At 62.1% G+C, this 13,953-nt stretch carries 13 protein-coding genes; 2 read left to right on the top strand and 11 right to left on the bottom strand.

Going from position 1 to position 13,953, the window contains the following annotated elements:
- Positions 1 to 89: 89 nt before the first annotated feature.
- From RX328_RS13575 to pqqA, 11 genes are all read right to left on the bottom strand, one after another.
- The gene (locus RX328_RS13575; RefSeq protein ID WP_213252863.1) at positions 90 to 1,145 is read right to left on the bottom strand and encodes a 2-oxoacid:ferredoxin oxidoreductase subunit beta; all 1,056 of its coding nucleotides are present in this window, start codon (positions 1,143 to 1,145) and stop codon (positions 90 to 92) included.
- The gene (locus tag RX328_RS13580) at positions 1,142 to 2,992 is read right to left on the bottom strand and encodes a 2-oxoacid:acceptor oxidoreductase subunit alpha (RefSeq protein ID WP_213252862.1); all 1,851 of its coding nucleotides are present in this window, start codon (positions 2,990 to 2,992) and stop codon (positions 1,142 to 1,144) included. The genes RX328_RS13575 and RX328_RS13580 overlap by 4 nt, the downstream gene beginning before the upstream one ends.
- On the bottom strand, positions 2,962 to 4,761 hold the full coding sequence (locus tag RX328_RS13585) for an FAD-dependent oxidoreductase (RefSeq protein WP_213252861.1): 1,800 nt from the start codon (positions 4,759 to 4,761) through the stop codon (positions 2,962 to 2,964). Before RX328_RS13585 ends, RX328_RS13580 begins: the two co-directional genes overlap by 31 nt.
- A gap of 250 nt (positions 4,762 to 5,011) precedes the next feature.
- Positions 5,012 to 6,211 carry a chromate efflux transporter gene (gene chrA / locus RX328_RS13590; protein ID WP_213252860.1) on the bottom strand — a complete coding sequence of 400 codons (1,200 nt, stop codon included), beginning with the start codon at positions 6,209 to 6,211 and terminating at the stop codon, positions 5,012 to 5,014.
- Between the two features lie 476 nt (positions 6,212 to 6,687).
- On the bottom strand, positions 6,688 to 7,353 hold the full coding sequence (locus RX328_RS13595; protein ID WP_213252859.1) for a DUF4286 family protein: 666 nt from the start codon (positions 7,351 to 7,353) through the stop codon (positions 6,688 to 6,690).
- A 1-nt stretch (position 7,354) separates the two neighbouring features.
- Positions 7,355 to 8,350 (bottom strand): prolyl aminopeptidase, encoded by a 996-nt coding sequence (gene pip, locus RX328_RS13600; protein WP_213252858.1) that lies wholly within the window; start codon positions 8,348 to 8,350, stop codon positions 7,355 to 7,357.
- A complete protein-coding gene (gene pqqE / locus RX328_RS13605) occupies positions 8,340 to 9,548 on the bottom strand; it encodes a pyrroloquinoline quinone biosynthesis protein PqqE (RefSeq protein WP_213252857.1) in 1,209 nt (402 codons plus the stop codon). The genes pip and pqqE overlap by 11 nt, the downstream gene beginning before the upstream one ends.
- Positions 9,545 to 9,856, bottom strand: a complete 312-nt coding sequence (pqqD, locus tag RX328_RS13610; RefSeq protein ID WP_213252856.1) for a pyrroloquinoline quinone biosynthesis peptide chaperone PqqD — start codon at positions 9,854 to 9,856, stop codon at positions 9,545 to 9,547. The genes pqqE and pqqD overlap by 4 nt, the downstream gene beginning before the upstream one ends.
- A gap of 43 nt (positions 9,857 to 9,899) precedes the next feature.
- A complete protein-coding gene (gene pqqC / locus RX328_RS13615; protein ID WP_213252904.1) occupies positions 9,900 to 10,655 on the bottom strand; it encodes a pyrroloquinoline-quinone synthase PqqC in 756 nt (251 codons plus the stop codon).
- Positions 10,656 to 10,675: 20 nt separating this feature from the next.
- Entirely contained in the window at positions 10,676 to 11,605 is a 930-nt protein-coding gene (gene pqqB, locus RX328_RS13620) for a pyrroloquinoline quinone biosynthesis protein PqqB (RefSeq protein ID WP_213252855.1), read from the bottom strand.
- A 140-nt stretch (positions 11,606 to 11,745) separates the two neighbouring features.
- On the bottom strand, positions 11,746 to 11,826 hold the full coding sequence (gene pqqA, locus RX328_RS13625) for a pyrroloquinoline quinone precursor peptide PqqA (protein ID WP_082637312.1): 81 nt from the start codon (positions 11,824 to 11,826) through the stop codon (positions 11,746 to 11,748).
- Positions 11,827 to 12,131: 305 nt separating this feature from the next.
- Between pqqA and RX328_RS13630 the strand changes: the two genes are divergently transcribed.
- Positions 12,132 to 12,389 (top strand): DUF6894 family protein, encoded by a 258-nt coding sequence (locus RX328_RS13630; protein WP_028347078.1) that lies wholly within the window; start codon positions 12,132 to 12,134, stop codon positions 12,387 to 12,389.
- A 248-nt stretch (positions 12,390 to 12,637) separates the two neighbouring features.
- The gene (locus tag RX328_RS13635; RefSeq protein ID WP_213252903.1) at positions 12,638 to 13,915 is read left to right on the top strand and encodes a PQQ-dependent sugar dehydrogenase; all 1,278 of its coding nucleotides are present in this window, start codon (positions 12,638 to 12,640) and stop codon (positions 13,913 to 13,915) included.
- Positions 13,916 to 13,953: the final 38 nt, after the last annotated feature.

Raw genomic sequence — 13,953 nt, forward strand, 5'->3', positions numbered from 1 at the left:
ATGAGGCCCCACCTGTGGCCTACATCCTTCGAGGCGCCCGCTCCGCAGGCTCCTCAGGATGAGGTTTGAGCAGCTTTAGCGCAGCTTAACTACCGCAGGCTGGCGTTGATTTTTTCCAGCGCCGCCGAGCCGGGGCACAGGTCCTTCGCCTCCAGCGTATTGAGCGGCGTCTCGACGGTGTCGAGATGGGCGTGGAGGTCTTCCGCGTCCGGATCGACATAGAGCAGCCCGGTGACGACCTGGCCTTTGGCGGCGTGTTTCTGCAGGAACGTCATCGCCGCCAGACGATCGTTGGCGTCGTAGTCGGCGTCGATCTTGCGCAGCGCCAGCCGCGTGCCGTCATGCTGTTCGACCACCTGCACCGTGCCCGGCGCATATTCGACGGTGATCGGGTCGCGGCCGGTGAGGACGTCGAGGCGGTTGACCGCATCGTTATGCTCGCGGACATAGTCAAAGCTCTTGGTCGAGCCGGCGTGATTGTTGAAGGCGATGCAGGGGCTGATCACGTCGATGAACGCAGCGCCCTTGTGCCGGATCGCAGCCGCAATCAGCGGCACGAGTTGGCTCTTGTCGCCGGAGAAGCTGCGCGCCACGAAGCTAGCACCCAATTGTAGCGCGATCGCCACCAGGTCGATGGCGTTGTCGGTGTTTATCACGCCCTTTTTCGACTTCGAGCCTCGATCGGCGGTCGCCGAAAATTGCCCCTTGGTCAGGCCGTACACGCCGTTGTTCTCGACGATATAGGTCATGTTGACCCCGCGCCGGATCGAATGCGCGAACTGGCCGAAGCCGATCGAGGCGCTATCGCCGTCGCCGGAAACGCCGAGATAGATCAGATCACGGTTGGCGAGGTTGGCACCGGTCAGCACCGACGGCATGCGGCCGTGCACCGAGTTGAAGCCGTGCGAATTGCCGAGGAAATAGTCCGGCGTCTTCGACGAGCAGCCGATGCCGGAGATTTTTGCCACCCGGTGCGGCTCGATCGAGAGCTCATAGCAGGCCTCGATGATCGAGGCGGTGATCGAATCGTGACCGCAGCCGGCACACAGCGTCGAAACTTTCCCCTCGTAATCCCGGTGGGTATAGCCGAGTTCGTTCTTCGGCAGGCCCGGATGCTGGAATTTCGGTTTTGCAATGTAGGTCATGACACGGCCTTGCGGAGAGGGGTCACTTTCAGGTGGTCCTGGTGGTCGCCGATCGCGTTGGCGATAAAGCGCGCCGTGATCGGCGTGCCGTCATAGTGCAAGATCGGCACCAGCCGGACCGGATCGATGCCGTTCTCGTTGACGATCAGCTGCCGAAGCTGGCCGTCGCGATTCTGCTCGACCACGTACACGAAATCATGGTCGGCGATGAAGCTCGCCACGCTGGAATGGAACGGGAAGGCGCGAATGCGCATGCGGTCGAGCTGATGCCCGCGCGCTTCCAACAGCCCAATCGCCTCGTCCATCGCGGGCGACGTCGAGCCGAAATAGATCACGCCGTATTTGGTCGGCTTGGCGGCGTTGGCCTGCAACGGCCGCGGCACCATGTCCTGCGCCGTTTCGAACTTGCGCACCAGCCGCTGCATGTTGTCGGCGTAGATTGCGCCTTCCTCCGAATAGCGCGCGTAGCGGTCGCGCGAGGTGCCACGGGTGAAGAACGAGCCTTTGGTGGGGTGCGTGCCCGGATAGGTGCGGTAGGGAATGCCGTCGCCGTCGACGTCGAGATAGCGGCCGAAGTCGCGGCCCGGCTCATCGAGCATTTCAGCGGTCATCACCTTGCCGCGGTCGTATTGCCGGGCGTCGTCCCACTTCAGCGGGCGGCAGAGTCGGTGGTTCATGCCGATGTCAAGGTCGAGCATCAGGAAGATCATGGTTTGCAGCCGGTCGGCGAGATCGAACGACTGCGCCGCGAATTCGAACGCTTCGGCCGGATCTTCCGGGAATAGCAGGACGTGCTTGGTGTCGCCGTGCGAGGCATAGGCGCAGGCGATGATGTCGCATTGTTGCGTTCGCGTCGGCATGCCCGTCGAAGGGCCGGCGCGCTGGATGTTCATGATCACGGCCGGAATTTCCGCGAAGTAGGACAGGCCGATGAATTCGGTCATCAAGGAAATGCCGGGGCCGGAGGTTGCGGTAAAGGCCCGCGCGCCATTCCAGGAGGCGCCGATCACGATGCCGATGGATGCGAGCTCATCCTCGCCTTGCACGATCGCGTATTTCGCCTTGCCCGTCTCAGGGTCGTGCCGCAGCTTCTTGCAGTGGCTCGTGAAGGCTTCCGCCACCGACGACGAGGGCGTGATCGGATACCAGGCGCAGACGGTGGCGCCGCCATAGACCGCCCCTAGCGCAGCCGCGCTGTTGCCTTCGATGAAGATGCGCTCGCCGACCTTGTCTGATTTCTTCACCCGCAGACCGATCGGGTATTTCAGGTTCTGCAGCGCCCAGTCGCGGCCGAGATGCAGCGCGTGGACGTTCGAGGAAAGCAGCTTTTCCTTGCCCTTGTACTGCTCGCCGATGAGCTGCTCGACCAGCTTCGGGTCCATGTCGAGCAGGGCGCAGAGCGCGCCGAGATAGATGATGTTCTTGAAGAGCTGGCGCTGGCGCGGATCGGTATAGGTCGAGTTGGTGATCGCAGTCAGCGGCACGCCGATCACGGTGATGTCGGTGCGGAATTTCGACGACGGCATCGGTTTGGTCGAATCGTAAAACAGATAGCCGCCGGGCTCGATCGAGGCGACGTCCTTGTCCCAGGTCTGCGGGTTCATCGCTACCATCAAATCGACGCCGCCGCGGGCGCCGAGATGGCCGGCCTCCGTCACGCGCACCTCATACCAGGTCGGAAGCCCCTGGATGTTGGAGGGGAAGATATTGCGCGGTGAGACCGGCACGCCGTGGCGCAGGATCGAGCGCGCGAACAGCTCGTTGGCGCTCGCCGAACCCGAGCCGTTGACGTTGGCGAAGCGGACGACGAAGTCGTTTACGCTGCTGATCGGGCTTTGGACTGACATGTTGATCCCGCGTAAGTCATATCGATGAGGTACTTTTGCATGTCCCAGGCGCCGGTGGGGCAGCGCTCGGCACACAGCCCGCAATGCAGGCAGACGTCTTCATCCTTCACCATGACGCGGCCGGTCTTTAGCCCTTCGGCGACATAGAGCGCCTGGTCGTGATGCGGCGACGGCGCTTTCAGCCGCTGCCGCAGGTCGTCCTCCTCGCCGTTCTCTGTAAACGTGATGCAATCCATCGGGCAGATGTCGACGCAGGCGTCGCATTCGATGCAGGCGGGCGCCGAGAATATGGTCTGCACGTCGCAGTTCAGGCAGCGCTGCGCCTCGCCGAGCGCGAGCTTGACGTCATAGCCGAGCTCGACCTCGGCCTTGATGTCCTTTAGCGCGATCACCTTGTCGCGATGCGGCACCTTGTAGCGCTTGTCGCCGGAGATGTCGTTGTCGTAGCTCCACTCGTGAATGCCCATCTTCTGTGAGGAGATTTGCACTTCGGGAAGCGGGCGCTCATTGATGTCTTCGCCCGAGATCATCTTGTGGATCGACAGCGCGGCGTCGTGGCCGTGCGCCACCGCCCAGATGATGTTCTTCGGGCCGAAGGCAGCATCGCCGCCAAAGAACACTTTCGGATTGGTCGATACGAACGTCTTGGGATCGACCTGCGGCATGTTCCATTTATCGAACTCGATGCCGCAGTCGCGCTCGATCCAGGGGAACGCGTTCTCCTGGCCGACGGCGACCAGCACGTCGTCGCAAGGGATGGTCTGGTCCGGCTCGCCCGAGGGCACCAGGTTACGACGTCCCTTGGCGTCGTATTCGGCCCTCACCTTCTGGAAGGTAACGCCGATCAGCTTGCCGCTTACATGCTTGAACGACACCGGCACCATGTAATTGAGGATCGGAATATCCTCGTGAAGGGCGTCTTCCTTCTCCCATGGGCTTGCCTTCATCTCCTCGAAGCCGGAGCGCACGATCACCTTGACGTCCTCGCCGCCGAGTCGGCGCGCGGTGCGGCAACAATCCATCGCGGTGTTGCCGCCGCCGAGCACGATCACGCGGCGACCGATCTTTTCGACATGGCCGAACGAGACCGATGCCAGCCATTCGATGCCGATGTGGATATTGGCGGCAGCTTCCTTGCGGCCGGGGATGTCGAGCTCGCGGCCGCGCGGCGCGCCGGAGCCGATAAAGATCGCGTCGTAGTTCTCGCTTAGCAGCTTCTTCAGGCTGTCTATGCGGTGGCCGCCCTTGAACTCGACGCCGAGATTGAGGATGTAATCGGTCTCCTCGTCGATCACCGAATCCGGCAGGCGGAACTTTGGAATCTGGCTCCGCATCATGCCGCCCGCCTTGGGATCGGCATCGAACACGGTGCAGTGATAGCCGAGCGGCGCGAGGTCGCGCGCCACCGCCAGCGAAGCAGGACCGCCGCCGACCAGCGCGATGCGCCTGCCGTTCTTTGCGAGCGGCTTCGGCATGCGGTGTTTGACGTCATCCTTAAAGTCGGCGGCAACACGCTTCAGGCGGCAGATCGCAACCGGGTTTTCCTCGACGCGGCCGCGCCGGCAGGCGGGCTCGCATGGTCGATCGCAGGTGCGTCCCAGAATTCCGGGAAACACATTCGATTTCCAGTTGACCATGTAGGCGTCGCTGTAACGCCCCTCGGCAATCAAACGGATGTACTCGGGAACCGGGGTGTGTGCGGGGCAGGCCCATTGGCAATCGACGACTTTGTGAAAGTAGTCTGGCGCCGAGATATCAGTCGGTTTCATTCCTACCTTGTCCGCGCCAGCAACCGCAACGCGGCCTTATTTTGCCTGCGAACGCTTACGAAGCGTTCTTGTGGTTTTTGAATTGGATCATCGGCTTATCTTATTAGAGCCATTCCAGAGCTGGCACAAAGGCAATTTTGCGCGATCTCTAGCTTTCAATTGCATGGAGACGTGGATTTGGCGTCGCAGCGTTGATGTGGCGCTGCAGCATGTGCAGTGCAGCTTTGCTTTAATGCTGAAACGGCAGACGTCAGGTCAGCCGCAGCGCAGCTCCGGCTGTCGCAAGAATGACCACGACAATCCATGGCGGCAGCTTCCAGACCGTCAGCAGCAGGAAGCCCGCCAACGCGACGGCGAAGTCACGTGGTGTGAGCACAGCGCTGGTCCAGACCGGATTGTAGAGCGCGGCGCCAAGGATGCCGACGACCGCGGCATTGGTGCCGCGCATCGCGGCCTGGGCTTTGGGGCGCAGCCGCAGCGCGTCCCAGAACGGCAGCATGCCGTAGACCAGCAGCAGTCCCGGCAGGGACAAGGCGATGAGCGCAATCGAAGCGCCGGCGAGCCCGTTGGGGGCGGGTTCTGCGACGGCGCCGAGATAGGCCGCGAACGTGAACAGCGGTCCGGGCACCGCTTGCGCCATGCCGTAGCCGGCGAGGAAATCCGCGTTGCTGACCCAGCCCGGCGTTACGACTTCCGCCTGCAATAGCGGCAGCACGACATGGCCGCCGCCGAACACCAGGGCGCCGGAACGATAGAAGGCGTCGAACAGGGCAAGCCCTTGCGAGCCGGTTTTTGCCGTCACCAAGGGCGTGACCAGGAACAGAATTGCGAACAGCACGAGTGCGGCCATGCCGTGTCGAGGTGACACGGAAAAGCCGAGCTGGCCCGTTGCCGTGGGCCCATCAGCGCGACACAGCCAGAGCCCGGCCAGCGCCCCGAGCGCGATCGCGCCGATCTGCCCAAACGATCCGCCGATGAACACCACGATTGCAACAGCGGCGAGCGCGATGGCAGCCCGTTCGCGGTCCGGCGTCAGGCTGTTTGCCATGCCCCAGATCGCCTGCGCGACCACGGCGACCGCGACCAGCTTCAGGCCGTGGAGAAGGCCCTCCGCGAACGGGCCCGTGAGGGCTGTCGCACTGACTGCGAAGGCAAACATGATGAGCGCGGATGGCATCGTGAAAGCGAACCACGCTGCCAGCCCGCCGAGTAGGCCGTTGCCGCGAAGGATGCCAAGCGTAAAGCCGACCTGGCTGGAGGCCGGGCCCGGCAAGAACTGGCAGAGCGCAACGATATCGGCGTAGCTGCTTTCACTCAGCCATTTCCGCCGCTCGACGAATTCCGCCCTGAAGTAGCCGAGATGCGCGATTGGCCCGCCGAACGATGTCAGCCCCAGTTTGAGGAAGGCGGCGAAAATCTCGGCGATACGGCCCGCGGACTTTTCCGCCATGCATCTCAACTCCAGTTACGGTTGAAAATACCGGGAACCGGTAACGTCACCAAGCGCATCCTCAACCGATTGGTCGCCCAGCACCTAGAGAGCGCTTCGGGGCGATCATCACACATCTGAGAAAGAACATCAGCAAGGTAATTGAAAGCGATGCTAGAGACTTCGGCGGAAGTTCTCATCCGCCTTATCAAGGCCTTCGACCATTAGGAGAAGAAGAATCGAAGCCAAGTCGCGCAAGCACTGGCCGTGGGGCCCGCTTCGAACCGAGCAGCGCTTGCCAAAAGGCAAATTCCCGGCCACCGCTTTACACACATTGCGTTAACAGCGTCTTCATCGGTGGTCTCTTACCGGCGTATTCGACGCATGCTGTTTGGAACGGCCGGCACAGCGCTATATCAGGGATTCCTGTCGAGCCGCGCCAGCCGGGTCGGATGGCCGCCCAAGCTCTCCGCACCCATCGGTAGCAGCGAAAGCGTCTAGCCGATATCGCTCTTCGCCAGATCCCACATCAGCCGGTAGATTCCGCTCGAGACCACGAGCGGCTTCAATGCGATATTGCCGCTGAAGCGCAGCATTGCCTCAGGCACCGCATCCACACCCGTCGCATCGATCAATACGAACCAATCGCCGGCGCCGGGATTGGGCGTGGAGGGATCGTCGGTGATCGGCTTCGACAGCGCCGGGTCGCTCTCGATCAAGTGCAGGGAGATGATGCCGTCGAGCTGGGTGGGATCGAGTTGCTCGACAAGCGCAGCACGCAGTTTGTCCTCGCCGCCGGCCTGGGGACGCAGCCGGACAATGCCGAGCGCAGCGCCGCGGCCGGTGCCGCGGCTGACCGTGATGCGTGCCACCGCCCGGATCATGTTCTGGAAGCGGGCGATGTTGGCCTTTGACCACGCCGTCTGGTTCGCCAGGGCGGTGCGATAGGCCGGGCTGTCCAGCACCTCGAAGCTTTCAGTGGAATAAAGGCTGAGATATTTCGGGTTGCCATCATGCGCGACATAGCGGCGGGCTTCGAGAAAACCATCTATGGCGACGCGCTCTTCGAGATGTTCGCGATCATACCAGCGGTTGAACTCGGCTTCGTGCTCGGCATCGATATTCATCGACGTCAGCAGCATGCCCTTTCCGGCGATCGGCATTTTATTGTTCCTGTTTGCCAGTTCTCGACGCCATGTCCGCGGTTGCCTTCATCACGGCGTCGCGGACGCCGGGATCGTACAGCGTGTGGCCGGCGCCCTCGACAAAGCGGATTTCGGCTTCCTGCCACACGGCAGCAAGCGCATGCGAGGTCGCAGGCGGGCACAGCAGGTCGTAGCGGCCCTGCACGATGATGCCGGGGATGCCTTTAAGCTTGTCCGCTTCGCGCAACAATCGGCTCGGCTGCATGAAGCAGTCATTGGCGAAGTAGTGCGCTTCCATAAACGGCGTGGCCGGCATGTTACGCGACGAATTCAGCGCCGGCAGATCGAGCCGCGTACGGTTCGGCGTGTGTTCGGAAAGAATGCGTTCGGTTTCGCCCCATGCCCGAGCGGCAGGAATATGCACGTCGGGATTGGAATCGAGGATACGGCGGAAATAGGCCTGCAGCGGTTGCGCGCGCTCGCCTTCGGGCAGCACGCTCATGAAGTCGTCGTAAAGCCCGGGATAGAACCGAGGCAGCACTTTTAGAAAACCGTTCTCGATTTCCTCGATCGTGCCCAGGAAAGTAGCGCGAAGCACGATGCCGCTGATGCGGTCGGGATGGGCCTGCGCATAGGCCAGCGCCAGAGTCGCGCCCCAGGAGCCGCCGACGATCATCCAGCGCTCAAAGCCAAATTTCTCGCGGATCATTTCCATATCCGCGATCAGATGCGGCAAGGTGTTGGCTTCGCGACGACCTTTGGGGCGGCTGCGGCCGGCGCCACGCTGGTCGAACAGCACCGCATGAAAACGTTCGGGATCGAACAGCCGGCGGTGGTCCGGCTGGCAGCCGCTGCCGGGCCCGCCATGCAGATAGACCGCTGGAGTGCCATCAGGCCGGCCGATGCTCTCGACATAGATGTCGTGGCCGTCGCCGACCGCGAGCTGCTCCGATGTCAGCGGCGCAAAGGGGTCGGCGCGTTTGATGGATTTGCCGGCGTCGGCATCAGGCGCCATGTTTGCCTTCCGTCTCCAGCGTGCCGCCGGCGAAATTGCGGTAGAGGAAACGGTCCTGATGCGCGGCAGCCTCGCGTTGGGCGTCCTTGAAGATCTGCTCGTGCATCGGCGACAGCGTGCAGGCCGGATCGGTATTGCCGGCGTCGCCCGTCAGCGCAAAAGCCTGGCAGCGGCAGCCGCCGAAATCGATTTCGCGGAACTCGCAGCTCTTGCACGGCTCGGGCATCCAGCCGGTGCCGCGATAGCGGTTGAAGGCTTCCGAGTTCTGCCAGATCCAGGCGATCGAATGGTTTGAGCGGACGGATTCGAATTTGAGCCCGGTGATGCTTTCCGCGGCGTGGCAGGGCAGCACCTTGCCCGCGGGCGAGATGTTGAAAAACTGCCGGCCCCAGCCGCCCATGCATTTCTTCGGCCGCAGCGCATAATAATCCGGCAACACATAGTCGATGGCGAGGATGCCCTTCAGGCGCCTCGCGGCTTCCTCGACGATACGGCTGGTTTCCTCGATCTGTTCGAGGGTCGGCATCAGCGCCGCGCGGTTCTTCAAGGCCCAGCCGTAATACTGGACGTTGGCAACTTCCAGCCGGTCGGCGTCGAGATCGACCGCCATCTGGATGATGTCGGAGAGCTGGTGCAAATTCTGGCGGTGCATGACCGCGTTGACTGTCAGCGGCAGGTCGAGCTCGCGTGTCCATTTTGCGGCTTCGATCTTCTTCTCATGCGCGTTCTTCAATCCGGCGACGCGATCGGCCACGATGGGCTCGTTGCCCTGGAAACTGATCTGCACATGGCAGAGCCCGGCATCGGCGAGCGCCGAAAGTTTTTCCTTGGTCAACAGCACAGCCGAGGTAATGAGATTGCTATACAGCCCGACATCGGTTGCGTGCTGTACCAGCTCCACCAGGTCCTTGCGCGCGGTCGGCTCGCCACCGGAGAAATGGATTTGCAGCACGCCGATTTCGGCGAGTTCGCTCAAGACCTTCTTCCATTCCGCAGTCGTCAGCTCGCTGCCTGCACGGTCGAGCTCGACCGGATTGGAGCAATAGGGGCATTGCAGCGGACAGCGGTGCGTCAGCTCGGCGAGCACGGCCAAGGGAATGCCGAACGTCTCCGCGGTGGAGCGTTGCGATTCCAGAACCGCGAGCCCGTCACTGGGCGCGGTGCCGGCTGTCTTGCCGTCTGCGAGAATGTCGCTCATGACGCCTTCTCACGCGCTTCGGTCAGAAAGCCCTTGTCGGCGAGGTCCTGCAGCATCGCAATGACGTCGGCTAAAATCGCCTCGCGCGGCGCGGCATATTTGGCTGCAAGCTGGTCGACCATATCGGCGACGCTGCGCACGCCATCGCAAAGTTGCAACACCTCAACTGCGATCTCATCCGGCGCCAGCACCCGCTCCGGCGCCAGGATCACCCAGACCTGCCGCGTCTCATCGAACTTCAAGCGGGCGTGGCGCGGCAATTTCGGCCGGCTCGCCTCGCTGACACTGATGTTGCGGCTTAAAGCCATCGATCGCCAGTTCCCTTTGTCAATTTCCTTGTTAGCTTCCTTGTTAGCTTCCTTGGGGCACGAATGCCCCGGGCGGTATGTGGCCCTCGACATAGGCATGATACAGCGCGTCGAGCTGAACCCATAGCACATTGGTCTTGAAGATCAGCGCGTTGCAGACCGCCTCGCGCTCGGCCGGCGTTTTTGCGTTCGCCTTGACGTATTCCAGCGCAAAACCGGCATCGCGCGGCGCTTGGGTCAGGCGGCGGCTGAAATAGCTCATGATCTCAGGATTGACGAAATCGTAGTGCTGCAGCATGCCGGAGATGCGCTCTTCGTGCAGGTTCGGCGCGAATAGTTCCGTCAGCGAGGAAGCGATGGCCTCCAGCGGCGTCTTGTCGCGGCAGAAATGCACATAGGCCTCCACCGCAAACCGTGTTGCCGGCAGGATGCCTTCGGTCGATTCCACATAGGCGCTGTCGAGCCCGAGCCCCTCGGTCAGTTTGAGCCAGCGCTCGATGCCGCCTTCGCTGCCCACATCGCCATCGTGATCCTCAATGCGGTGCCGCCATTCGATCCGGGTCGCACGGTCGCGGAACCGCGAGATCACCATCGCATCCTTCAGCGGGATCGTGCTCTGGTAATAATAGCGGTTCAGTGCCCAGGCCTGCACCTGTCCCTTGTTAAGTTTGCCGCCATGCAGCAGCCGATGGAACGGATGCAAGCTATGATAGCGCGTCGCGCCGATATGGCGGAGGGTCGCCTCCAGTTCCTCGGCGCTGTTGAGCGTAATGCCCTTGCCGATCGATAGGGCGGTCATTCCGGGCGCAGCGACGACGTTCACAGCTTGATCTCCGTTCCGTCAGCGGGGATGTGCCAGCCAGCCTGCTCCACGGCCTTGCGCTCGTCCGAGCCGCGCAGCAGAGCAGGGTTGGAGTTGTTGATATGCAGGAACATCTTCGTTCCGACGTCGAGATCGGCAAGGCTCTCGATCGCGCCATGATCGCCCGACATCGAAATATGGCCCATGCTTTGTCCTGTCTTGGTGCCGAGGCCGGCTGCGATCAATTCATCGTCGCGCCACACGGTGCCGTCAAAAAACACCAGAGCAGCGCCCGAAAGGCGCGATTTGAGATCGTCGGTCACGCGTGCACAGGCGGCCAGAAAATAGAAATACTTGCCGCTTCCTTTGTCCAGAATCCGCAAGCCCAGCGTATCACCCGCGCCATCGCCGCCTGCCGGATGCGCTTTGCCTTCGAGATACCACGCGCTCTTGCCGGGAACCGCGAACGGAAGCACCTCAATGCCTGACGGCCTGCCGTCGGGCAACGCCGGCTCGAACGCCTTGTCGATCTCGATCGGCCGCCGCTTCACGTTTTTCTCGTTCAGCACATTGAAGATGCTGTTGGATCTGAGAATCGCAAGTACCCGTTCATGCGCATAAAGTGTGAAGGGTGAACCTTCGCGCATCGACAACAGTCCCGCGACGGCATCGATTTCGCCATTGGTCAGGATCACGCCGGCGATCGGGCTGTGTCTGAGCTGTCCTGCCTTGGGATGAAGCTGCGGCGTTGCAGTCACCTGCTGGCGCAGGTCGGGCGAGGCGTTGACGAGAAACCAGTGCTCGCCGTCGGCGCTAACCGCGATGGAAGCCTGGGTGCTCCGCAATTCGGGATGATCGCTTCGTGCTTTCCGGCACACCGGACATCCGCAATTCCACTGCGGAACGCCGCCGCCAGCCGCGGCGCCCAGGACGACGACGCGAAGCATGATCCGTCTCCTGGAGATACGAAACTCGAAGATACAAACCAAAAACGCCACGAGGTGGATCCAGCCCAGGACACAGCTCCGCTCTCGCGAACGTGTCAGGCCCGGAAGTCCACCTGCGTGAGATTGATACGCGCTGCCGCTTATTTGCGGGTGGCGCACATATACATGTTGATTTCCATGCCGACCGATACTTCGGCGATTTTCGGTGCTTTCCAGGCCATTTGGTGCTCCTTTTTGCTGCCGGACGAATTTCGCCCTGGTCTGTTAAGGTACTGCGGATCAAAAAGTTCGCCAGTTAAATCTTTTGCCTGGAACCTCTATTTGTTTATGCTGCGCCGCGAAGAAGAATTCACGGAGTTGTGCGGAGGCCTTGGTCAAAACGGCGTGGGATCAAGCATTTCGCGGTTGTTCGCACCACCGCGAATGGCAATTCTGGGTGCGACGGAGCGCTGCCGGCTCCGGATAAGGAACTTTTGAGACAGGGCCCTCCGGTTGCGGGGGCTCAACCGGAGCCAGGTTTTCGCCGATGCCGCGATATTACTTCAACACCCGTATCGGCGATGAGCTGATTTCCGATCCCGACGGCGAAGTGCTTAGGGATCCCGATCGTGCCTGGGAAATGGCGCGTGCCATGATCCGGGAACTGCTCAAGACCGATGGCGCCGACGGTGCGCTTCTCAGCGCCACCATCGAAGTCACCGACGACGATGGTGAGATCGTGCTGGAGTTTCCGTTCGCCGAAGCGATTCTCGATGCGCCCGGCGGCCCCATCACCAGACACTGATTGCGCGCTGAGCCGACCGGCGCCGGAGCTTCGTGCTCGCTCGGTTTGCGAAGCAACTTCCGGGCGCATGTTTTGCGATTGCGCACCGGCGGATAAATATTGGAGAGTGACGGCCGGGAAAGCCTCCGGTGCCGGCGTCATGCGTGCCCGCGCAAAGAGAAAGGCTTCCGCCAGGGAGAACGCCCATGATGAGCTATTTGTCGGTGCCGCGCAGCGTGCTGCTGTCCGGCGCATTTTTGAGTGCCTTCATGCTAAGCGCCGCTGCCCAGCAGTCCGCCGAACCGCCGGCTGCCGCCCAGCAGCCTGCTACGCCGCCGGCTGCCCAGCCGCCGGCTGCTGGCGCGCCGCCGCCCGCCGGTACTGCGGCCTCGCCCACGCTTCCGCCGGGATCGCCCCTGATCGGACGTCCCGCGGGCAATGATGCCGCCGCCAAGCTGGCGCCGATCGCGCCGCCGCCGATACCCGCGGCGCCGGACAAATTGCCGACCGCGAAGCTCAAGGTGCCGGCCGGTTTCAACATCGAGGTCTATGCCGCCGGCGTGGCGAACGCCCGCTCGCTCGCGCTCGGCGACAAGGGCACGGTGTTCGTCGGCAGCCGCCTGGTCGACAAGGTCCATGCCATCGTCAACAAGGACGGCAAACGCGAGGTCAAGGTGCTGGCTTCCGGCCTATACCGGCCGAACGGCGTCGCCTTCAAGGACGGCACGCTCTACATCGCTGAACTGTCCAGGATCTCCAAGATCGAAAAGGTCGAAGACAATCTGGATAACCCACCGAAGCCAACCGTGATCTTCGATAAGCTGCCGAAGGACGAGGCCCATGGCTGGAAGTTCATCGCCATCGGTCCCGACAACAAGCTCTACGCTCCCGTCGGCCAGCCCGGCAACAACGTGCTGAACGATGACGAGCATGGCCTGATCCGCCGGATGAATCTCGACGGCTCGGGCGCGGAAGTGATCGTTCGCGGTGTTCGCCACACTGTCGGCTTCGATTGGCATCCGGAGACCAAGCAGCTCTACTTCACCGACAACGGTCGCGACTGGATGTCGGAAGACGTGCCCGAGGACGAGCTCAACCGGATCACCAAGGTCGGCGAGCATTTCGGCGCGCCGTTCTGTCTGCAGGGCAACATCGTCGATCCCGAATTCGGCTGGGGCAAATCCTGTAGCGAATACACCGCGCCGGTAGGGCTGTTGGGCCCACATTCTGCAGCGCTCGGCATCCGCTTCTACACCGGTAACATGTTCCCGAAAGCCTACAAGAACGCGGCGATCATCGCCCGGCACGGCTCATGGAATCGCACCAAAAAAGTCGGTGGCGACGTCGTCATCGCCAAGCTGAACAAGGACGGCACCATGAGGTCGCTGGAGCCGTTCATCACGGGCTTCCTCGAGGACAACAAATATATCGGCCGCCCGGTCGATGTGCTGCAGATGAAGGACGGCTCGCTCTTGGTCTCCGACGACTACAACGGCGCCGTCTATCGCATCACCTACGGCAAGCAGAAGACGGCGGGGAAGTCGTAGTCCAGCAAAATCGTCATTGCGAGCGAAGCGAAGCAATC

This window comes from Bradyrhizobium sp. sBnM-33 (genome assembly GCF_032917945.1).
Lineage (GTDB): Bacteria > Pseudomonadota > Alphaproteobacteria > Rhizobiales > Xanthobacteraceae > Bradyrhizobium.